The organism is Streptococcus ruminicola, from assembly GCF_011387195.1.
Taxonomy (GTDB): Bacteria; Bacillota; Bacilli; order Lactobacillales; family Streptococcaceae; genus Streptococcus; species Streptococcus ruminicola.
In genome coordinates, this window is the sequence record NZ_CP046919.1 from 434,532 (window position 1) to 455,002 (window position 20,471).

Sequence of the window (20,471 nt, forward strand, 5' to 3'; positions counted from 1 at the left end):
TTATTTACTTGTAAAAATCAACGTCTCTTTATCAAATGTCATGTTCAATTGGTATTTGCCTTGGTCATTTTTGCGAATGTAATCCAATTTTTCCAAAGCTTCCACAAAAATATCTGGTCGTTTTTGAGCGACTTCGTCTTTTCTTGCAAATTTCAATAGAAAAGTAGTCATGTATTTCAAAGCGTATTGCGGATTAACATCTCCAAGTAAATCAAACAGAACTTCTTGTTCTTTAGACATTGGCAAATTCTCAGCTAGTTTGAAAAAGTAGTTAGAAAGCGTCAATTCATCTCGAGCAATGCTTGTTTTTTCAACAAGAACCAAATCATTCGTCTCATTATCTAGACGTGTTTCAAAAGAAAGTTTCTTCAACTCAGCATATATTTGGCTCTCATCATCCACAAAAATCTGACTATCTAAACTGATATTTTCAAGAGAGTTAAGCAATTCAAAACCAATTGTATAGCGTTTGTTATCACGGATAATATAACCTGCTTGGACATATTCCTCAATCAAACGATCAATTTTTGGCACTTCTTGAAATTTAGCTTTGATTTGACGCAAGGTCACATCATCTGTCTGATACAAAAAGTTAACTAAATCCTTAAAAAAAGTTTGTCGTGTTAATTTATCTGGATTAAAAATGATAATCATGTAATTCTCCTAAATATTGTAAATCCTCTGATTGCGATAGCTGGCTGGGATTGGTTCCTGCTTGATTTAAAGGCACAGCAAGTCCCAATTTATCGTAATAGGTCTGCCAAAAGTCTGAAATCACGTGCTGATCATCGCCAAATTGCATGGGAACGGTCTTAAAAATTGGCAGAATTTCTGCAATATATTGCGAACAATAATAAGTGCCATTATCTGGATAAAAACTATCATTATAAGGTTTTCCAAGTAAAGCCTTGGCTGCCACCAGAACTTGGTCTGGATTGATTTTGGGATAGCGATAAACCGAAACAAGCTGTTCATGTGTAAGCAAAAACTCTCTAAGATTTTCTCTGACAACACCTTTATCTCTTGTCGCGTGATAAATCATTTGATTAAAATAAATCGCAACATGGCTGTACTGTCCTGTCGCCTGCTGGATTGCCTGGGACATGGCTTGATTATCGCGCATAAAAAGCAAGTCACCAGCTTGCAAGTCTTGTAGTTTCATATGTTAATTGTAACAAAAAACAAAGTGTCCTGCTATAAGAAGATTTGCTACGACATTTATGAGGACTTATCTTTAAAGAAATTTTTAAGTCTGTGCTATAATGCCAGTATGAAATTACTTATCCCTAACGCTAAAGAATTAAATACTAATCAAGATGCTTTTGCCAACCAAGCCTTAGGAACTAAAAGCAAATATATTCTTGAGATCATGCTAGATTACTCTGTAGAAGATTTGGCTAATTTTTACAAAATCAATCCAGTCAAGGCTGACCAAGAGTGGCTGCGCTGGCACCGCTTATCAGACAAAGAAGCAAAAAGCTACCCTGCTTGGCTCTTATATGATGGGCTGATGTATCGCTATATGAACCGTCAGCAAGTCAGCCAAGCTGAACAAAACTACCTCGATAAGCACCTTCGCATTGCAACAGCTTTTTACGGTCTAATCAAACCGACAGAGCTGATTGCACCACACCGACTTGACTTTCAAGGCAATCTCAAAATCAACAATACCTCATTAAAACAATTCTGGCGAGAAGATTATGACAAAGACGTTCAAGATGATGACCTTATCATCTCACTTCTATCATCAGAATTCGAACAGGTCTTTTCACCCAACATTCGTAAGCGCATGATAAAAGTCATCTTTATGGAAAATCGATCTGGCAAACTCAAAATCCACTCAACCATTTCTAAAAAAGGAAGAGGACGTTTGGTTTCACTCATGGCTGAAAAGCAAATTGAAACCATCGAAGATATCAAAAACTTAACTTTCGACGGTTTCTCATTTGCCAAAGACCATTCAGATGACAAAACCATCACCTTTATCCGAGAGGAAGAATAAAAAGCAAACAAGAGAACTTGTTTGCTTTTTGTTTTGCTATTTTCTATAATAATATGCTTCTGCAGGAAAATCGACAAATTGCTGACCTGCTACTAATCTTGGTTTAGAAATGTCTGAATAATCTCCTAATGGATTTTCTACACCAATCGGAAATAATCCAATAGCAATTCCTCCCGGTGTTCCATCTATAGAACCCGCAGCTAAAAATACTAGTCCTTGATTATTTCTTGACACTGAAAATATCTTAGCATCATCACCAAGCATACCATCAGAACTTATATTCAAAATCTGTCCTCTACCATTAACCCATGTCCCAGCAATTGATTCATAATTTCCATAAAGGATTTGTTCGGTATTAATATCATACGAAGATTGAGTTTTATTTGGTGATAGTTCCTGCCAATCCAAAATACTAAAATCAAACTCTTTTTTCCCCTTGATGTCAAAGTAATCCGACAACTCTACATCTCTCCCAATAGGTACATTAGCATTTTTTATTACATCAACACCGCTATTGTCTGCTCTCAGTTGATATTGAGTGTCTTCCATTTGAGTTCCTGTTGACATCCACTTAGCTGTAATAACCGTTCCATCTGTATAAATATTTGCAGCTTCTCGATAACCACCACTTGATGCAACATAACTTTGTGCCAAATAGTCAGCTACTCCGTTATTATCATAATAAAGAGCGGCGAATTCAATTGTTCCCGTAGACTCCCAATACCGTCCAGAAAATAGTTCATCCTGTCCATTTCCATCAATATCATAATAAGCATAATGTGTTGCTGGGGTATCACTTGTATCAGTTCTAAGTTTTTCTAACACAACATCATAAATACTATTATCACTAGTTTCTTTTTTATCAGATGCCGAAGTGGATGAAGATGAGCCAGTGTACCAATTTCCTGGTACTTTCTGATTTTTATTCTTATGAGAACATGCGCTTAAAACTAGCAGAGCAAGAATAATTAATAAAATTCTCTTTTTCATTTTTATTTACTTTCTATATTACTGACATCATTGACGATAATAATAGTAATCATTAGATAAATGATAAACACCATTCTGTGTTGGTACAATTCGGGGTTTAGAAATATCAGACTTATCTCCCGATGGGTTTTCAAACCCAACTTTAAATAACGCCAATAAACCACCAGTGAAACCATTCCCCATTCCTATATAAGGAATGCCATCATTTTCATATCTAAAAGCACCTTGCAAGCTTTCTTCACCTGTGTTCCCACTTACTGTACTAGTAACAGATCCATCAGCTCGAATAACAAGAGTATCACCTTTTCCATTACGCCATGTTCCAGCAAGTGATTCGTAGTTTTCATCCTTTATCTCTGCCAAATTAATATCATTGGCTGATTCTAGCTCAGCATTATAAGCTGATTGAGTTTTTAGAGCACCAGACCAAGCATAACATTTCTGACCATCAATATTAACTTCCCACCAAGTTGAGTTATTATCAACTGATTCTCCACTAACATAATCTAATACTTGAAGAATATCACCCTTTTGTTTTTTAGTAACAACATCAGCTGATAAGCTTGGTTTTAAACGTAAGTTCAATACATCTACACTAACAACATAGTTAGCTTTTTCAGGTTTAGCATGAAAATAAACTTGTAATGCTGATTTTACCTCTTCATCTGTTGTTAATACTTTATTACCATCATCATTAGTATAACCATAAAGCACTACCTTGGTTTCATCTTTTACAGAATTAACGTTGCCATTAACACGTTGAAGTTCTTGCTCAGGAATATCTATCGTGATTTTAACACTTGGAACAAGTTCTACTCGACTAGGTTCTTCTCCATTTACAGTCATATCCCCTGATGTAACATAAGTTTGTACAGTATTAGAATCCTCATAATCTTCAATTGTATACTGTCCTTTTAAAGGGTTCCCAGCATTGAATGCCATCAATTCTGCGCCAGCTCTACATAAAGTTGCAGTACCATCATTATTTAAGCTTATCCCACATGTCATCAAGGTTGAAGTATTTGATGCAACATAATAATAACGATAATCTAAAAACCAATCAGAATAATCTTTTTTCTCTTTTGTTACATTCTTAGACTCGACAACTTCTCTTGTGCCATGGCTTGTTTTTCCTTTACTATCATTTGATTGTTGATGACACCCAATTAAAATAAAGCAACAAAATAAAAAGATGACTTTTTTCATATTAATATCTTTAATTTTTTATCTCCTCAATATACAAAGCATACAAAAAGGCGACTTGCATCGCCTTTTGTGTTATCATTATCGACATTAATTAAGCGTTGAAGCTTTCAGTCAATTGTGGGACAACTTGTTTTTTACGTGAAACAGCGCCAGCAAGGAATGCGTGGTTGTTTTCAAGTTTGAAGTTGAAGGCAGCTTCAACTTTATCCATATTAGCACCAAGTGCCAAAATTTCTGAGTTTGAGTTAAGGATATCTGTAATCATAAGAACAAAGTCAGAGTAACCGTTAGCAGAGATTGCAGCTGTCATAGCAGCTTCGATTTCTGATTGACGTTCAAGAACTTCGTTGATGTCAACTGTGTTAACTTGTGCAACACGAACTTGGTTTCCGTTAAGTTCAAATGATTTTGCATCGATATCAATCAATTCTTCAGCAGATTTTGTTGCCAAGTTTGTACCAGCTTTAAGCAATGCCAAACCGTATTCTTCAAGGTTAACGCCTGCGATTTCTGCCAAGTCAGCAGCAACAGCTGGGTCAGTTGCGTGAGTTGTTGGTGATTTAAGAAGAAGTGTATCTGAAATCAAACCAGACAAAAGCAAACCAGCCATTTCTTTAGGAATAGCAACACCGTTTTCTTTGTAGAGACGGTAAACGATTGATGAAGCTGAACCAACTGGTTCTAAACGCATGTAAAGTGGGTTAGCAGTTTCAAAGTTAGAGACACGGTGGTGGTCAATTACTTCAACAACTTCAACATCGCGGATATCTGAGATTGATTGTTGAAATTCGTTGTGGTCTGTCAAAATAACTTGGTCAGCACCTTCAGCTTTTGCTGATTCAACAACGCGTGGTGCTTCTACACCAAAGTAGTTCAATGCAAAAGTTGTTTCTTCATTTGGAGTTCCAAGAGCAACAGCTTCAGCATCTACACCAAGTTCACGTTTCAAGTATGCGTATGCGATTGATGAACCAAGCGCATCAGAGTCTGGATTTTGGTGACCAAAAACTAAAATTTTAGACATGTTTTTTACCTCATAATAATTATTTATTCTTATTTTAGCAAAATTTAAAGGAGATAGCAAAGCTAGCAGGCTCTTTTAAGCCATTATTCCAACAAAAAAGCACCTTTATCAACAAGCTCTAGTACTTAATGATAAAAGTGCTTTCTTTTTTAGTCTATTTCTTTCGTTTCTTTTACAGAATCTTCCTGAGATTTTTCTGAATCTGTCGTAAAAGTTTCTGATGTTTTTTCAGAAATATGGTCTTTTTTATCTAACTTTTCCTGTTCTAAAGCAAGACGTAAAAGACGTTCTTCTTCCTCACGATTTTCTTGATTGCGAATAGCTTCTTGGCGTTTGCGGTAAGCCATATATTTTCGGCTATTATCCACAATGTGCAAATTCTTAATGCCTTTAACTAGTAAGCGCCAGATAACGGAAATCAAAGATTCTAGTAAAAGTAATAATTCAATCACAACCACACCAAGCAAACTCCATGCCATAAAAAGTGTGACCAAAAGTTGTGAAAAAATCTTCTTTAGATTTCCTAAGTCGTTATTATGAATGGATAAAGTTTCCAAGAAAAGATTAAGAATGCCTTGTAAAAGCCCAGACTTAACAGATTTATCACTGCTTATGTCCATTTCTCCTTGGCTCGGCATCACTAAGACAATATCACCATCTTGGATATAATCAACTCTATCCCCTAGTGCGATATCAAAATCAAATAAGTCACGCGCTAATTTTTTAATCTTGCCATCTTGCGTCAAATAAACGAAGTGATCGTCAAATTTTAAAACTTTGTAACTGTTCATAGTGTCCACCTTGTGATAGAGCTTATCAAAGATTCATCTCAATGTCAATAGTCAACCTGTCTAGTGATGAATGCGTTTCATGTAGTCTGTGTAAGACTCTGTATGCATAAGCTTTTTAGCATTTTGGACACGTTCTCTAGTCGGTGGTTTAACCCCTTCAAGGGTATAAGGAATTCCCAATTCACGCCACTTGAATTCACCCAAGGTATGATAAGGCAAAATTTCAAATTTATCCACGTTTTTTAACGTTTCAACAAATTTCCCTAGCTCAATTAAGTCTTCATCAAAATCGGTCAATCCTGGAACCAAGACATGACGAATCCAGACTGGAACACCCTTATCAGACAAATAACGAGCAAAAGCTAGAATATTAGTATTGGGTTGACGTGTTACAACAATGTGTTGTTTAGGATTGATTTCTTTTAAATCTAAAAGAACTAAATCCGTCACAGCTAGTAACTTATCCACAATTTCGTGATATTCAGGCGTATCTCGGAACGTAAAACCACACGTATCAAGCGTGCAATGAATTCCTAATTCTTTAGCCTTGGTAAAAAGGGCTGTTACAAACTCAATTTGCAACATGGCTTCACCACCTGAAACGGTAATCCCACCATTTTCACCCCAGAAATGTCGATAACGCAAAGCTTCTGCTAAAACATCATCAACAGTGCGTTCACGAGAATTATTTGTCTCTAATGCCCAAGTATCTGGATTGTGACAATATTGGCAACGCATCTTGCAGCCTTGCATAAAAATGACAAAGCGAACACCAGGACCATCCACAGAACCAAAACTTTCTGTTGAATGAATCATTCCTCTCACTTTTCCGTAATCTATTTCAGTCATTTTCTAACATCCTTTGTAACCGTTTTTCTAATTTTCATTATACCATTTTCCAGAGAAAAGATGGTGATAAAAAAGCCAGTAAAACAGCTCTTATATATCAGTTTTTTAGTCAATCAAGGCGTTAAGCCATCACATCAATCTATTGAAAAAAGACTAAGCTAAAAGCTCAGTCTTCCTCAGGGGTCTGTTCTATATCAGAAATGACAACTTTCAATTTCGTCACACGACCATCTTTTACTTTATCATTTGTTAAAACAAGGTGTTTTTCTTTTGAATCAATTTCAAAGCTTTCACGACTATCCTGACTTGGAATGTTACCAACTCCTGTCAAATAGAATCCAGCAATAGTATCGACATCATCACTATCTAAATCAAGGTCAAAGTAATCATTGAAATCATTCAAGGTCATTGTACCAAGGACAATATAAGTATCTTCACCAATTTCACGAACACATTGTTCTGCTTTATCGGTTTCGTCATCAATTTCACCGACAATTTCTTCAAGCAAATCTTCAAGGGTTACAATTCCTGCAACACCACCATATTCATCAAGTAAGATTGCCATTTGATTTTGAGTGTTTCGCAATTGACGCAACAAATCATCAACAAAAATCGTTTCAGGAACAAACAAAGGTTCTTGCAAGATTTTACGCAAAACAATATTATCAAAACCTTCGCTGAAACCAGCAGCTAACAAACGTTTAGTGTGAAGGACACCAATAATCTTATCCTTATCGTCATCATAGACGGGAATACGTGAAAAGTGTCTTTTCAGAATTTCTTGAATGTTTTCTTGCGTGTCATCATTGATGTCAATCATGAAAGCATCTGTACGTGGTACCATGACTTCACGCGCCATCAATTCATCAAGTGAGAAGACACCTTGAAGCATTTCAATCTCCTCTGCATCCAAAGTCTCTTCGCTATTTGTCAGCATGTATTCAATTTCATCACGTGTCATTTTTTCATCAGCATCATCAAATGTCATCGGCGTAATACGTGATAAAAAGTTCGTTGAAGCTGAAAGCAACCATACAAACGGACTAACAATTTTTCCAATAAAAATAATAATCGGAGCAGAAATGACGGCAAGATTTTCTTTGAGGTTCATCGCGATACGTTTTGGATAAAGCTCACCAAGAACAATCGAAATGTAAGTCAAAAAGACAAGAGAAATGATGCTTCCCGCAGTCTGTGCCCAAGCAAAATTACCAAACCATGAAGCAATAACACTGCCTAGTGAAGCTGACAAACTAGCCCCTTGTAAAAGTCCGATAAAAGTAATCCCAACTTGAATCGTTGATAAAAAGTTATTTGGTTTTTCTAGGACAGACAAAAGACGGATATATTTTTTATTTCCTTCTTCTGCTTTTTGTTCAACACGTGAACGATTTAAAGACACTAAAGCCATCTCAGAAGCTGAGAAAAAGGCGTTTAATAAGGTCAAAATTAACAATAAAACAAATTGCAATACTAAATTCTGACTCGGGTCTTCCATATAAATCTTACTCCTCTTCTATCTCAAATAGGTTTTAATCACCTATATTCTATTCTTAATACAGTGACTACATTATAGCATATTTTCGAATTAAAGTGCCAAACAAATACTGCAAGCATCGACTATCTTTCTTCTATATAAAAGACCCAGTTACATAAACTGAGTCCTTTTCATATTTCCTTAGTTCAAGGTCAACACATCATCACCAGCTTGTACGTTTGTACCAGCAGGAGCTTTCATCACAAAGTCATTAAAGACATGTGAATTTGTGACAGTGACAATAACCGTATCATCAAGTCCAGCTTTTTTGATTGCTGGATCCCAGAATTCAATCAATTTATCACCTTTTTTAACATGCTCTCCTTCAACCACATAAGAAACAAATCCTGTTCCTTTTAGTTTCACGGTTCCAATACCAATGTGAATCAACAAGACAATACCATCTTCAGAAACCAAACCAACAGCGTGGCGAGTGGTAAAGACTTGACGAACCATTGCATCAAACGGCGCATAAACACAACCATCGCTTGGTTTAATGGCAAATCCTTTACCAAGTCCTTCTTTTGCAAAGATTGGGTCATCTACATCTGACAAGGCAATCAGTTGACCTGAAATTGGAGCTGAGATGTTCAGGCCACCATCTGTTTCGACCTCATCTTCGATGTATTCGTGTCCCCAAGTACGTTCAAGTTCTTCAACAATTTCAGCGTGTTTTTCTTCAGTTAATTTAACACGGAAGAAGAAAACCAAACTACTTAAAATAATCAAAGCAAATGGTAAAGCAAAGACATGAAGTTTGAAAGAAATGATTCCTGCTTTTGTAATGGAATCAGCTGTCGCACCTGTTGTCATCCCAGCAGCAACCGCTGCTGCACCAATGACAAGATTTGAAATAGCACCACCAAATTTATCCAACAAAGGACGAACTGACAAGGTCAAAGCTTCATCACGGTGACCAAGTTTCCATTGACCATATTCCACACAGTCTGTGATAATCATCAAGACCACAAGGAAAACAAGAGGTTGGGGAATAAAGAATAATTCAGCAGCAAGTAAAACAAGAGCTAGTGATGTTCCAGCTACTGAAAAGAGACCAATACCGCAAAGCATTACAGCGATACAAGCAAAGAACAAATTACGACGATTCAATTTTCCAGCTAATTGTGGAAAAAGAGAAACTGAAAGCAAACCGACAACTGTATTAATCGTACCTAAGATTGAAAATTGAGCTGCGTGTCCCATGATGTAAGTGAAGTAATACAATTCAGAAGCATTTAAAATACTAATCCCAGTTGTATACAAGACATATGACAAAGCAATCGCCATTAATTGGTCGTTTTTAGTTAAGACTTTAAGAACATCTTTGAAGCCTGTTTTTTCAGTATTTCTACGAAGGTCGGACTCAATTTCATGTGTACCAAAGGCTACAGCCAAAACAGTTAACACACCCAACAAAGCCACAATAAAGGCAAACCAGAACCAACCACGATTATCACCAGCACCGCCATTACGATGAAGTGAGAAGAAAAGAACGATTGGCATAATCACAACACTAACAATATTACCACCAATAGTTGAACCAATACGAGCAAAAGTTGCTGTTTTTTCACGTTCTTCAGAGCTAAATGATAGTGCTGGAACCATTGACCAAAAACCAATATCTTTAAAAGAATAAAAAATATCCATCATGATATAGATGAAAGCAAAGATAATCAAGTAAAGCACTGGATTTGTCTTGTTAAGTCCACCCATATCAGTAAATAAAATCAATAAAGCAAGTGAGCTGATTGTACCACCAGCTACTACCCATGGTTTGAATTTTCCCCAGCGTGTCTTTGTATTGTCAATCATATTTCCAATAAAAGGGTCAATAATCAATTCAACAATACGCAAACCTGCGATAATCTGAGTGATATACAAAACCATGCGATTATTTTGTGCTGCATCACCAGTATTAAATAAGTGTGAGGTAATAAAAGTGATGAAGTATGTTGACAAGGTCGCATAAAAAATATCGTGACCAAATGCCCCAAAAGCATATGAAATGCGTGAAGTAGCTGCAGATTTTTTCAAATCTTTGCTTGCATGAGTCGTTTGATTCATAGAACTCTCCTTCTTCTAACAACTTTGTTTTTTGATTACATGATTATAGTAAACGCTTTCCTAAACAAAGTCAATAAGTTTTAGTAAAGTTTTACTAACTTTTAGTTTAATAAATCAAACCTTTTAATGGATATTTGTCTGAATTTTCTAAAAATGATATAATAGCTATCAAACACATCTCGGAGGTCACTTATGGCTCAAATTACTTTGGAAAATGTTACGCTATCACGACAAAATAAAACCCTTCTCAAGGACATTACTTGGAAGGTCAACAAAGGGGAACATTGGGCAATCTTAGGGCTCAACGGGTCTGGTAAAACATCACTTCTAAAACTTATCACAGCAGAATACTGGACAAGTCAAGGCAGTGTTGAGGTGCTGGGAAATAAATTTGGTGGGACTGATATCAGCAATATGCGTACCAAAATCGGTATTGTCGGTTCATTTATCGCAGAACGTCTCTCTCCACACATGCTTGCTGAAAAAATTGTCCTGACTGGAAAATATAAATCAAGCATTTTATACACTGAGTATGGCGAAAAAGAGCTAAACGAGGCAAGACAAATGCTCATCTCAATTGGCGGTGAACATCTTCTTGGTCGTATTTATGCCAGCCTTTCACAAGGTGAAAAGCAACTACTTCTCATTGCTCGCAGCCTTATGGAAGAACCTGAGATTTTAATTCTCGATGAAGCAACCAGCGGTCTTGATTTATTTGCTCGTGAAAAATTACTCCGCCAAATCGAGCAAATCACAACTCTTCCAAAGGCACCAACCATCCTCTACGTCACTCACCACGCAGAAGAAATCACACGTTCTTTTACCCACGTTCTTCTCCTCAAAAAAGGGCAAATCATTGCCCAAGGTCCTAAAAATGAAGTTCTTACAGAAACTATTTTATCTGATTTTTATGACCAAAAAGTCTCAATCGTGCCGCTCGGTGATGACCGCATTTACATCAAACCTGAATTTTAATAACGAAAAACCTCTATGACCTTAATCTGTACTGACCCCAAAAAGTTGGACAATTAATTATTGAAAGGATTTAGTCCTGTATTGTACAGGGCTAAGTCCTTTTAGTTTGACTTTAATCCGTTTATTATTGTAATAATCGATGTAATGAATAATGGCTCGTTTGAGTTCATCTAGTGACTTAAAGGTCTTCTCAAAGCCATAAAACATTTCTGATTTTAAGATACCAAAGAAAGATTCCATCATACCGTTGTCTGGGCTGTTGCCTTTGCGGGACATGGATGGACGAATTCCTTTTTGATTGAGAAATTCATGATAAAACTGGTGTTGGTATTGCCACCCTTGGTCACTGTGAAGAATCGTATTGTCATAATGTTCATCTGGAAAAGCTTTCGCTAACATAGTCTTGATTTGTTCCAAATTAGGCGAAGTTGATAGTTGATAAGCAATAATTTCACTATTATAACCATCTAAAACTGGTGATAAGTATAATTTTTGAGAGCTAGCTGGAATAGCAAATTCAGTGATATCTGTATAACATTTTTCGTAAGGCTTTGAAGCTTCAAAGTGACGTTGGATGAGATTATCAGCTTTCTTGCCAACTTCACCCTTGTAAGAGGAGTATTTACGTTTACGGCGAATACGTGCAGTCAAATTCATACGTTTCATTAAGCGTTGTACTTTTTTGTGGTTGACCAAAAAGCCTTGGTTTCTTAGTTCCAAAGTGATGCGGCGATAGCCATAGTTGCCTTTGTGCTCGTCATAAATCATCTTGATTTTAGCTTTAAGAACCTTGTTTTTGTCAAGCTTATTTAGCTGTTTCAAGTGGTAATAGTAAGTTGAACGAGCCAAACCCGAAAATTCTAAAAGGATATCTAGTCTGAATCCTCCTCTAACCATTTCTCTAATTGTCGCTGTTGTTCGCGCATTTTGGCTTCGTCCCTCAAGCGAGCTGCTCTCAACTTTTTTAGGAAAACATTCTCCGTTCGTAACCGCTCATTTTCCTCTCTAAGTCGTTCTAGCTCAGTCATTTCTTCCCAGGTTTTCTTTGGTTTACGCCCCATTTTGCTTGGTCTCCCTCTTGTTTTCTCAACAATAGTATACCCATTTTTCTTGTATTGTGCTAGCCAATTGGAAAGTGTTCCTATGTTAGGAAGAGCATATTCAAGAGAGACAGACAATTGAGTACGACCTTCAAGAAGGACTTGATTGATAATTTCTTGCTTTAGTTCAGGAGAATAATACCTATTTTTACTTTTTTTAACAATCTCTACGCCATATCGGTCCATAAGCTTAACCATGTAACGTAGATTTCTAGGATTAACATCATAGGTTTGACCCAGCTGAGGCCAAGACAAACCTTGTTTTCTGAGTTTATAGATTTCTAGTTTATCTTCATAAGTTAATTTCATACAAAAAGCACCCCAATCGTTAGATTTTTTGTCTAACTTTTGGGGTGCAGTTCAATCAGAGAGGTTTTATTATTAACGTAATTTTTCAATCATAACCAAGAAAGGTGGTTGGTGAATTTGGTTAAGAGGTTTGTAAAGCATGGTTGCAAACTCTTTTTGGTCAAGAGCTGACACGTAATCAAGCACAGCATCTTTTTCCATGTCTCCACCTTCGTGACCATAATAAATCATGATAGCTAGACGACCACCGATTTCAAGACGTTCTAAGATTTTTTCAATAGCCACTAAAGTGGTATCAGGTTTTGTAATGACTGTCTTATCGGCACTTGGTAAATAGCCAAGGTTGAAAATAGCTGCGCGAATTGGCTCACTGACGTATTTATCAAGATTTTGATGCCCATCTAAAATCAACTGCGCATTTGAAATTGCCTGTTTTTCTAGGCGTTCTTGTGTGCTGTTTAGTGCTTGTTCTTGCACATCAAAAGCGTAAACTTTTTTAGCATGCTGAGCGAGAAAAGCTGTGTCATTGCCATTTCCCATGGTTGCATCAACAGCTACTGCACTATCATCTAGCACCTCAGCCAAAAAATCATGTGATAAGTGTAAGGGACGTTTTATCACGACTCAACCTCCTCTAATTTACATCCTTGATAAGAACCTCGACGTTCCATTTCTTTGTCAATGGCGTTTAAAACTTCCCATTTCTTGAGGCTCCACATTGGTCCAATCAACATGTCACGTGGAGCATCTCCAGTAATACGGTGAATAACAATATTTTTAGGAATAATTTCCAACTGGTCGCAGATAATGTTGACGTATTCGTCCATACTGAGCAATTTCAAACGCCCTTCATGGTAATCACGTTGCATTTTCGTACTTGTCATCAAGTGAAGCAAATGAAGTTTGATTCCGTCAATCTCGTTATCGCTCACACAACGTCGAACATTCTCAACCATCATCTCGTGGTTTTCCCCTGGAAGGCCATTAATCAAGTGAGAAACAATCTCAACCTTAGGAGCTAATTCACGCAGACGTTTCACCGTTTTAACGTAAAGCTCATAAGTGTGAGCACGGTTAATGATTTTAGACGTTTCATCATAAGTGGTCTGCAAACCAAGCTCAACAGTCACATGCATACGCTCAGATAATTCAGCAATGTAGGCAATGGTTTCATCAGGCAGACAGTCGGGACGTGTCCCGATATTAATCCCAACAACACCAGGTTCGTTAATAGCTTGTTCATAGCGTTCACGAATCACATCAACCGTGTCATGCGTATTGGTGAAGTTTTGGAAATAAACCAAGTATTTCTTAACTTCTGGCCATTTACGGTGCATGAAATCTATTTCTTTATAAAATTGGTCACGAATTGGAGCGTCTGGAGCCACGATAGCATCACCAGAACCTGATACCGTACAGAAAGTACAACCACCATGCGCTACCGTTCCATCACGGTTAGGACAATCAAAGCCCGCATCAATAGGAACTTTAAATATTTTTTCTCCAAAAATCTCGCGATAGTAATCATTTAGAGTATTGTAACGTTTTTTCATAGCTTTTATTATAACACTTTCTAAGCACGAGACAAACTCAAGTCACCTTAAAAAGACGACCTATCGGTCGCCTCTTTAATACTTAATCTTGTTTTCCTTGGAAACGCCATTCAAAACGCTTCTTATCATAAATTGGGTATACAGCTAGAGAGATAGCAAGAGCTAGCAACCAGCCACCCAAAATATCTGTTGGGTAATGGACACCTAAGTAGATACGAGAAACAGCTGTTAAAAGAGCAAGTACAAAAACCAATACTTGTAGCAGACGCTTAGCCACTGTTTTTGTCAAATGTTGCTCGATAATAATCATCAAACTAATAGCCACAATCATACTGGATGCCGCATGCCAACTTGGGAACGATGGCCCCATTGGTCGTTTAACTAAGAATTCCAAACTTGGTCTTGGACGATTATAAAGATACTTAAAGACTGTTGAAAAAGCCCCCATTAAAACCAAATTGCCAGCTAAAAGAAGGCCTTCCGTTTTCCAATTTTTTCGGAAATAGAAAAAGGCTGCAATGGCAAATGTATAGACAAAGACAAGCGCTTCATGACCAAAATTTGTGATGACTTTAAAGAAAGCAGTCAGATGAGCTGGTAAATCTCCACGAACGCTTAATTGAATACTTGAATCAAGTCCTGTTACAGCTTCAGGATAAAATTTTACAACATAGCCCAACATCATAAAAATCACGAGAAAGGTTGAGCCAAGTGTAAAATAGGTTTGTTTATGTTTCATGTTAATACCTTTCACAAGAATTTAGTGCAACAGTATTATTATAACGCAGTTCATTTTTTAAGCCTAGCCAAAGCCTCTAAATTCTGTGGCAAAACTGTGGCAGTTTAAACAAATGTTAAGTTCATTAGCAGATTAACTAAAAAGCCTAGGACTATGTCCCAGACCTGTCATGTATTTATTTTGTTAAAATCGGTTTTAGGCATGTCCATAAGATAAAGAAGGAAATAGAGAAAATCACTCCTTCAATCAAGTTAAATGGGACAACCATTGCAAAAAGGTAATTTCCTAAACCTAGAATAGCTGAAATATCAAAGTTTGCAAATTGGGCATAAAGTGGCACCGCATAGATATAGTTTAATACCAACATAGCCACGGTCAAACCAATCGTTCCCACAACTGAAGCCAAAACAAAAGTTTTCAAACTTGGTTTTCGATTCCAAATGAAAGCCATCGCTAACAAGAAAACTCCTAAAGTGACCACATTCATTGGCATACCAATCAAGGTGGTAACACCACCATTATTTAACATGAGTTTTAGAAGTGTTCGCAAAATCAAAATTCCAAGCGCGCTTTGCAAGTCAATCATCACAAGACCAACTAAGACTGGTAAGATTGAAAAATCAAATTGCAAGAAGCTAGCTGATGGAATCAGCGGAAATTGCAAATACATCAACAAGAACGAAAGCGTCGATAAAATGGCAATATGCGCCAATTTACGTGTGTTAGTCATAGTTTCAGGCATAAAAAAGTTCCTCCAATTTTCTCAAATTGAAAGAAGGCGTTCGAGTATATTGCTGTAGCCAAAAAGCCTAAGCAAACTCTTGGTCTTCTCCCATCCAGACTTTACTGTCGGTTCTGGAATCTCACCAGATCAACTGCCAAGCAGCTCGCGGACTTTTACATTGCTCTCGTTCTCTTAGCAAACAACGAGAGGCAACACCGCCGGTCGGGAATTGCACCCTGCCCTGAAGACACCCTTAGAATATCAAAAAAAATCAAGCTCTGCAATGTTTTTGGCTGAAAAAGCTTGATTTTATGCCGATTCTCCTCACTTTTTGGACTTTTATACGTCAAAAGCAGTCCTAAAGGACTGCTTTTCTTTTATTTTAGTTTATCATGCTCGTAAGTGTGACTGAGTTCCAAATTTGGAAATGCTTGTTGGCGAAGAGCTTCATAAACAATCATGCAGACAGTGTTTGACAAATTCAAGCTGCGCACGTGTTCATCATTCATCGGAATACGAAGAGCTTTCTCTGGATTTTCTCGCATGAAATCTTCAGGAAGTCCTTTATCTTCACGACCGAAAAGGAAATAATGATGTTTGCCATCATTGTAGTTTTCGTCAGAATAAACTTTTTCAGCGAATTTACTAATCAAGTGAACTTTCCCATCACATTTTTCCATAAATTCTTCAATGCTATCATAGAATGTCACATCAAGTTTGTCCCAGTAATCAAGCCCTGCGCGTTTCATTTTGCGGTCATCAATTGGGAATCCCATCGGACGAATGATGTGTAGTGGTGTATTGGTTGCAGCACAAGTTCTAGCAATATTTCCTGTATTTTGTGGAATTTGTGGTTGAAAAAGAACGACATGATTGACAGCTTTAGCAGACTCTTCTTGGTAATCAAGTTCTTCGATATTCATAACTATTCCTCTCCGTTTTTTGACATAAAAATAAACCACACTGCCCGGAGTCAAGCTCAGCAAACAGCGTGGTTGGCGGCGATTCATTAACTTAAATCATAACAGGTTTGATTTAAACTAACGAATTCTTGTAAATTATTATAACACTTTAACATGCAAAGTCAACGTATTTGACGCGAAAATGTCACGTTTTTACGGCTTTTTTCAATGTTTTTTCGATGTAAGCCTTTTCTTTTACAAAATTAAAAGAAGCCTTGATATGAAAGGCTTCTTAAACATTTATTATTTCTTCAAATGATATGAATAAGTTGCAATGATGATGTCTTCATACCAACGTAAACGCGCACGGATACGTAGGCTCATTTGGTTGTGGAGCATGTTTTGCCAACTGTGTTTTGGAATGAATTTTGGAATAATAACCGTCATGGTGTGATTATTTTTCTTAGCTTCATGATTCATTTTTTGAACAAACATCATGGTTGGTTTCACAATATCACGGTAGTTTGATTCAATATTGACAAAGGTAACATCTGGGAAATAGTGTTTGAATTCTTCTTCAACTTCTAAGTCTTTTTCACGTGTTTCCAAGGTTGATACGTGCATGGCAACAACCGTTTGTCCAATGCTTTTAGCATAGTTGATAGCACGAATACTTGCTTGTGTCATATTGCCGACCAAAATCAAAACCGTATTACCATCATAATGGATATTCTTAACATCATCTGTCAAACGAAGTTGCATGGCAACATTCTTGTAGTGATTCTTAATAGAATGGAACAAGAACATCAAGACAAAGATGATTGGGAAGAATGGCCAGATTTCACCAATTCTAAAAATCAATAAAATCAAAATGATGAGGTAACAAATAATTGCTCCCAAGATATTAGCCACAGAATGTTTCAAATAGCCTTGACCAAATTTGCGTTTCCAGTGAATGACCATCCCCGTTTGTGAAAGGGCAAATGGGATAAATACCCCAATGGTATAAAGTGGGATAAGGCGTTCAGTTGACCCATTAAAGATGCAAAGTAAAGCAATTGCTCCTACTGCTAGGGTGATGATACCATTTGAATAGCCAAGACGTGCCCCTTTTTCCATAAAGAGGTGAGGCATGTATTTGTTCTTAGCCATGTTGAAAGATAACATTGGAAAGGCAGAAAAGCCAGTATTTGCAGCAACCGCCAAGATTAAGGCTGTTGATAATTGGAAAATGTAGAACAAAGCATTTCCGATTGTTGAATCACCAAAGATACGTTGCGCAATTTGAGCCAAAATGGTTACATGAGCTGATGGTGTAATTCCCAACCAATAGTTTAGGAAAGTAATCCCTGCAAACATAATCCCAAGAATTAGTGACATGATGGCAAGGGTGCCAGCTGCGTTTTTTTCTTTTGGTTTCTTGAAAAATGGCACCGCATTTGAAATAGCTTCAACACCAGTAAGTGAAGCTGAACCGCTGGTAAAAGCTCTCAGCAAAAGAATGATAGACACTCTTGGAACCACTTTACCAATGTGTGCTGTTGCCGTATAAGCCAAATGCCCAGTCAGAATTTGAAAAGCACCATATGCAATCAAGAATAAGATACTTACAATGAACAAATAAACTGGAATCATCAAAGATTTTGCCGATTCGCGCAAACCACGCAAATTCATAAACATCAAAGCCAAAACCAGAACAATCGAAATTTCTAAATTAAATTCCTTAATGGCTGGAAAAGCTGATGTAATCGCATCGGCACCAGATGACACCGAAACAGCTACTGTCAACATATAGTCAACCAACAAACTACCACCCGCAATTAATCCCATACTTGGTGATAAATTTTCCGTAGATACCATGTAGGCACCGCCACCTTTAGGGTAAGCATGGATAACTTGTTGGTAAGAAATCGTTAGGCTTGCTAACAATACCAAAACCAAAAGTCCAATTGGTAAAGACCACCAAATTGCCGCCGCAGAAATAGTTGTCAAAACTAAGATAACTTGTTCTGGACCATAAGCAATAGATGAAAGGGCATCGCTGGACAACATGGCCAAGGCTTGTGATTTGGATAGCAGATGATCCTCGTCAGTCTCGCCAGCTGATTCCAGGGGATTACCAATAAAAACATTTCGTAACTTTTCAAGCATTGAAATTTCTCCCTAAAATTAGATAACGACTCATTATAGTTCTCTCACTGACATTTCGCAAGCGTTTTGATGATTTGTAACCTAATTTTAACAATCATTGTTAGCTTTGATAAATCAAGCTTAATCCCTTGTTAGCAGTTGGAATGGCTAGTATTTTTAGGAAAAATAGAGTAATATAGATACGATACATTTCGGAGGTTAAAATGAAAATAATTGTTGTCGGCGGAGGTAAGGTTGGTACCGCACTTTGTCGCTCTCTTGTTGAAGAAAAACACAATGTCGTCTTAATTGAAGAAAAAGAAGCTGTTTTAAAAAATATTACCAAACGTCACGATATCATGGGAATCGTTGGTAATGGTGCTAACTTTAAAATCCTTGAGCAAGCTGATGTTGCTAACTGCGATATCTTCATTGCTCTGACTGATAAAGACGAAGTTAATATGATTTCAGCCGTTCTTGCCAAACAAATGGGCGCTAAAGAAACGGTTGTCCGTGTTCGTAATCCAGAATACTCAAACGCTTATTTCAAAGATAAGAATTTCCTTGGCTTTTCTTTGGTGGTCAATCCAGAATTGTTAACTGCACGTTATATTGCTAATACTGTTGACTTTCCAAATGCCCTTTCTGTTGAGCACTTTGTCAATGGACGTGTCATGCTGATGGAATTTGTAATTTCTGATGGCAGCAAACTTTGCCACATGAGTTTAAGCCAGTTCCGTAAAAAATTCGGCAACATAGTTATCTGTGCTATCGAACGTCGCGGAAAATTAATCATTCCTGATGGTGATGCAACACTACAAACTGCTGATAAGATTTTCGTTACAGGAAATCGTATTGACATGATTCTTTTCCACAATTCTGTAAAAACCAAATCTATCAAGAACATGATGATTATTGGTGCTGGACGAATTGCATACTACTTGCTCAACATTCTTAAGAACACTAAGATGAATCTTAAGGTCATTGAAAATAATCCTGAGCAAGCTCAGATGTTCAGCCAAGAATTTCCAAACGTCCATGTCGTCCAAGGTGACGGTACGGCTAAAAGTGTGCTTTTGGAAGAATGTGTGGAAAACTTTGATGCAGTCGCAACACTAACAGGGGTGGATGAAGAAAACATCATCACTTCTATGTTCCTTGAAACACTTGGTGTACGAAAAAATATCACCAAAGTTAACCGTACTAGCTTGCTTGAAATTATTGACACTAGCCAATTTTCAAGTATTGTCACACCAAAAAGTATTGCGGTTGATAGCATGATGCACTTCATTCGTGGTCGTGTGAACGCCCAAGACTCAAACCTTGATGCCATGCACCACGTCGCTAATGGTCGTATCGAGACCTTGCAATTTGAAATTCGTGAAAACAATAAAATGGCAGGTAAGAGTCTGTCATCACTAAAATTCAAGGAAAATATTCTTATCGCCGCGATTATCCGCAAAGGTAAAACCATTTATCCAACTGGTGAGGATGTCTTTGAAGTTGGTGATAAGATTGTTGTCGTAACCTTCTTGAAAAACATCACGCGTATCTACGATTTGTTAGCGAGGTAAGT

19 protein-coding genes and 1 riboswitch are annotated in these 20,471 nt (G+C 37.2%); of the genes, 3 read left to right on the plus strand and 16 right to left on the minus strand.

The window, feature by feature from the left end; genetic code table 11:
- Together GPZ88_RS02295 and GPZ88_RS02300 are read right to left on the minus strand one after the other, a co-directional pair.
- A complete protein-coding gene (locus GPZ88_RS02295; protein WP_039696412.1) occupies window positions 1-654 on the minus strand; it encodes a DUF1803 domain-containing protein in 654 nt (217 codons plus the stop codon).
- Window positions 638-1,162 carry a YiiX/YebB-like N1pC/P60 family cysteine hydrolase gene (locus tag GPZ88_RS02300; protein ID WP_039696411.1) on the minus strand — a complete coding sequence of 175 codons (525 nt, stop codon included), beginning with the start codon at window positions 1,160-1,162 and terminating at the stop codon, window positions 638-640. Before GPZ88_RS02300 ends, GPZ88_RS02295 begins: the two co-directional genes overlap by 17 nt.
- Before the next feature lie 108 nt (window positions 1,163-1,270).
- On the opposite strand from GPZ88_RS02300, the gene yaaA reads away from it, so the two are divergent.
- A complete protein-coding gene (gene yaaA, locus GPZ88_RS02305; RefSeq protein WP_166043255.1) occupies window positions 1,271-2,002 on the plus strand; it encodes a peroxide stress protein YaaA in 732 nt (243 codons plus the stop codon).
- A gap of 36 nt (window positions 2,003-2,038) precedes the next feature.
- Here yaaA and GPZ88_RS02310 read toward each other — a convergent pair whose 3' ends face one another.
- From GPZ88_RS02310 to GPZ88_RS02340, 7 genes are all read right to left on the minus strand, one after another.
- Window positions 2,039-2,992: a DUF6287 domain-containing protein gene (locus GPZ88_RS02310; protein WP_039696409.1), complete on the minus strand. Its 954-nt coding sequence runs from the start codon at window positions 2,990-2,992 to the stop codon at window positions 2,039-2,041.
- Between the two features lie 27 nt (window positions 2,993-3,019).
- On the minus strand, window positions 3,020-4,198 hold the full coding sequence (locus tag GPZ88_RS02315; protein WP_039696408.1) for a DUF6287 domain-containing protein: 1,179 nt from the start codon (window positions 4,196-4,198) through the stop codon (window positions 3,020-3,022).
- Between the two features lie 91 nt (window positions 4,199-4,289).
- Window positions 4,290-5,222: a manganese-dependent inorganic pyrophosphatase gene (locus tag GPZ88_RS02320; RefSeq protein WP_074560786.1), complete on the minus strand. Its 933-nt coding sequence runs from the start codon at window positions 5,220-5,222 to the stop codon at window positions 4,290-4,292.
- A 149-nt stretch (window positions 5,223-5,371) separates the two neighbouring features.
- Window positions 5,372-6,013: a hypothetical protein gene (locus GPZ88_RS02325; RefSeq protein WP_039696406.1), complete on the minus strand. Its 642-nt coding sequence runs from the start codon at window positions 6,011-6,013 to the stop codon at window positions 5,372-5,374.
- 60 nt (window positions 6,014-6,073) lie between these two features.
- Entirely contained in the window at window positions 6,074-6,862 is a 789-nt protein-coding gene (pflA, locus tag GPZ88_RS02330; protein ID WP_166043257.1) for a pyruvate formate-lyase-activating protein, read from the minus strand.
- A gap of 166 nt (window positions 6,863-7,028) precedes the next feature.
- Window positions 7,029-8,360: a hemolysin family protein gene (locus tag GPZ88_RS02335; protein ID WP_166043258.1), complete on the minus strand. Its 1,332-nt coding sequence runs from the start codon at window positions 8,358-8,360 to the stop codon at window positions 7,029-7,031.
- A gap of 180 nt (window positions 8,361-8,540) precedes the next feature.
- A complete protein-coding gene (locus GPZ88_RS02340) occupies window positions 8,541-10,463 on the minus strand; it encodes a sugar MFS transporter (protein ID WP_052071098.1) in 1,923 nt (640 codons plus the stop codon).
- A gap of 192 nt (window positions 10,464-10,655) precedes the next feature.
- Here GPZ88_RS02340 and GPZ88_RS02345 point away from each other — a divergent pair, with 192 nt between their 5' ends.
- A complete protein-coding gene (locus GPZ88_RS02345) occupies window positions 10,656-11,438 on the plus strand; it encodes an ABC transporter ATP-binding protein (RefSeq protein WP_166043260.1) in 783 nt (260 codons plus the stop codon).
- Window positions 11,439-11,495: 57 nt separating this feature from the next.
- Here the strand turns inward: GPZ88_RS02345 and GPZ88_RS02350 are convergent.
- The 7 genes from GPZ88_RS02350 to GPZ88_RS02380 form a co-directional block, all read right to left on the minus strand.
- Window positions 11,496-12,847, minus strand: a protein-coding gene (locus GPZ88_RS02350; RefSeq protein WP_166043261.1) for an IS3 family transposase whose coding sequence is annotated in 2 segments (ribosomal slippage) — window positions 11,496-12,385 and window positions 12,385-12,847 — 1,353 coding nt in all. Because the reading frame shifts where the segments join, the coding sequence is not laid out codon by codon here.
- Window positions 12,848-12,919: 72 nt separating this feature from the next.
- Window positions 12,920-13,468: a tRNA 5-(aminomethyl)-2-thiouridylate-methyltransferase MnmM gene (gene mnmM, locus GPZ88_RS02355; RefSeq protein ID WP_166043263.1), complete on the minus strand. Its 549-nt coding sequence runs from the start codon at window positions 13,466-13,468 to the stop codon at window positions 12,920-12,922.
- Window positions 13,465-14,400 carry a tRNA modification radical SAM protein MnmL/YtqA gene (gene mnmL, locus GPZ88_RS02360; protein ID WP_166043265.1) on the minus strand — a complete coding sequence of 312 codons (936 nt, stop codon included), beginning with the start codon at window positions 14,398-14,400 and terminating at the stop codon, window positions 13,465-13,467. The genes mnmM and mnmL overlap by 4 nt, the downstream gene beginning before the upstream one ends.
- An 82-nt stretch (window positions 14,401-14,482) precedes the next feature.
- Window positions 14,483-15,139, minus strand: a complete 657-nt coding sequence (locus tag GPZ88_RS02365; protein ID WP_014335190.1) for a phosphatase PAP2 family protein — start codon at window positions 15,137-15,139, stop codon at window positions 14,483-14,485.
- Window positions 15,140-15,314: 175 nt separating this feature from the next.
- Complete coding sequence (locus tag GPZ88_RS02370; RefSeq protein WP_166043267.1) at window positions 15,315-15,881, minus strand: ECF transporter S component; 567 nt, start codon at window positions 15,879-15,881, stop codon at window positions 15,315-15,317.
- 78 nt (window positions 15,882-15,959) lie between these two features.
- Window positions 15,960-16,116: riboswitch (FMN riboswitch) on the minus strand.
- Between the two features lie 124 nt (window positions 16,117-16,240).
- Window positions 16,241-16,786 carry a tRNA (cytidine(34)-2'-O)-methyltransferase gene (locus GPZ88_RS02375; RefSeq protein WP_158914397.1) on the minus strand — a complete coding sequence of 182 codons (546 nt, stop codon included), beginning with the start codon at window positions 16,784-16,786 and terminating at the stop codon, window positions 16,241-16,243.
- A 282-nt stretch (window positions 16,787-17,068) separates the two neighbouring features.
- Window positions 17,069-18,916, minus strand: a complete 1,848-nt coding sequence (locus GPZ88_RS02380) for an APC family permease (RefSeq protein ID WP_166043268.1) — start codon at window positions 18,914-18,916, stop codon at window positions 17,069-17,071.
- A gap of 203 nt (window positions 18,917-19,119) precedes the next feature.
- On the opposite strand from GPZ88_RS02380, the gene trkA reads away from it, so the two are divergent.
- A complete protein-coding gene (gene trkA, locus GPZ88_RS02385) occupies window positions 19,120-20,469 on the plus strand; it encodes a Trk system potassium transporter TrkA (RefSeq protein WP_074564286.1) in 1,350 nt (449 codons plus the stop codon).
- The last annotated feature ends 2 nt before the right edge of the window (window positions 20,470-20,471 follow it).

Bases quoted from the DNA above. Each gene is read 5' to 3' on its own strand.
- GPZ88_RS02295 (WP_039696412.1), bottom strand. From the start codon at position 654: ATGATTATCATTTTTAATCCAGATAAATTAACACGACAAACTTTTTTT.
- GPZ88_RS02300 (WP_039696411.1), bottom strand. From the start codon at position 1,162: ATGAAACTACAAGACTTGCAAGCTGGTGACTTGCTTTTTATGCGCGAT.
- yaaA (WP_166043255.1), top strand. From the start codon at position 1,271: ATGAAATTACTTATCCCTAACGCTAAAGAATTAAATACTAATCAAGAT.
- GPZ88_RS02310 (WP_039696409.1), bottom strand. From the start codon at position 2,992: ATGAAAAAGAGAATTTTATTAATTATTCTTGCTCTGCTAGTTTTAAGC.
- GPZ88_RS02315 (WP_039696408.1), bottom strand. From the start codon at position 4,198: ATGAAAAAAGTCATCTTTTTATTTTGTTGCTTTATTTTAATTGGGTGT.
- GPZ88_RS02320 (WP_074560786.1), bottom strand. From the start codon at position 5,222: ATGTCTAAAATTTTAGTTTTTGGTCACCAAAATCCAGACTCTGATGCG.
- GPZ88_RS02325 (WP_039696406.1), bottom strand. From the start codon at position 6,013: ATGAACAGTTACAAAGTTTTAAAATTTGACGATCACTTCGTTTATTTG.
- pflA (WP_166043257.1), bottom strand. From the start codon at position 6,862: ATGACTGAAATAGATTACGGAAAAGTGAGAGGAATGATTCATTCAACA.
- GPZ88_RS02335 (WP_166043258.1), bottom strand. From the start codon at position 8,360: ATGGAAGACCCGAGTCAGAATTTAGTATTGCAATTTGTTTTATTGTTA.
- GPZ88_RS02340 (WP_052071098.1), bottom strand. From the start codon at position 10,463: ATGAATCAAACGACTCATGCAAGCAAAGATTTGAAAAAATCTGCAGCT.
- GPZ88_RS02345 (WP_166043260.1), top strand. From the start codon at position 10,656: ATGGCTCAAATTACTTTGGAAAATGTTACGCTATCACGACAAAATAAA.
- mnmL (WP_166043265.1), bottom strand. From the start codon at position 14,400: ATGAAAAAACGTTACAATACTCTAAATGATTACTATCGCGAGATTTTT.
- GPZ88_RS02365 (WP_014335190.1), bottom strand. From the start codon at position 15,139: ATGAAACATAAACAAACCTATTTTACACTTGGCTCAACCTTTCTCGTG.
- GPZ88_RS02370 (WP_166043267.1), bottom strand. From the start codon at position 15,881: ATGCCTGAAACTATGACTAACACACGTAAATTGGCGCATATTGCCATT.
- GPZ88_RS02375 (WP_158914397.1), bottom strand. From the start codon at position 16,786: ATGAATATCGAAGAACTTGATTACCAAGAAGAGTCTGCTAAAGCTGTC.
- GPZ88_RS02380 (WP_166043268.1), bottom strand. From the start codon at position 18,916: ATGCTTGAAAAGTTACGAAATGTTTTTATTGGTAATCCCCTGGAATCA.
- trkA (WP_074564286.1), top strand. From the start codon at position 19,120: ATGAAAATAATTGTTGTCGGCGGAGGTAAGGTTGGTACCGCACTTTGT.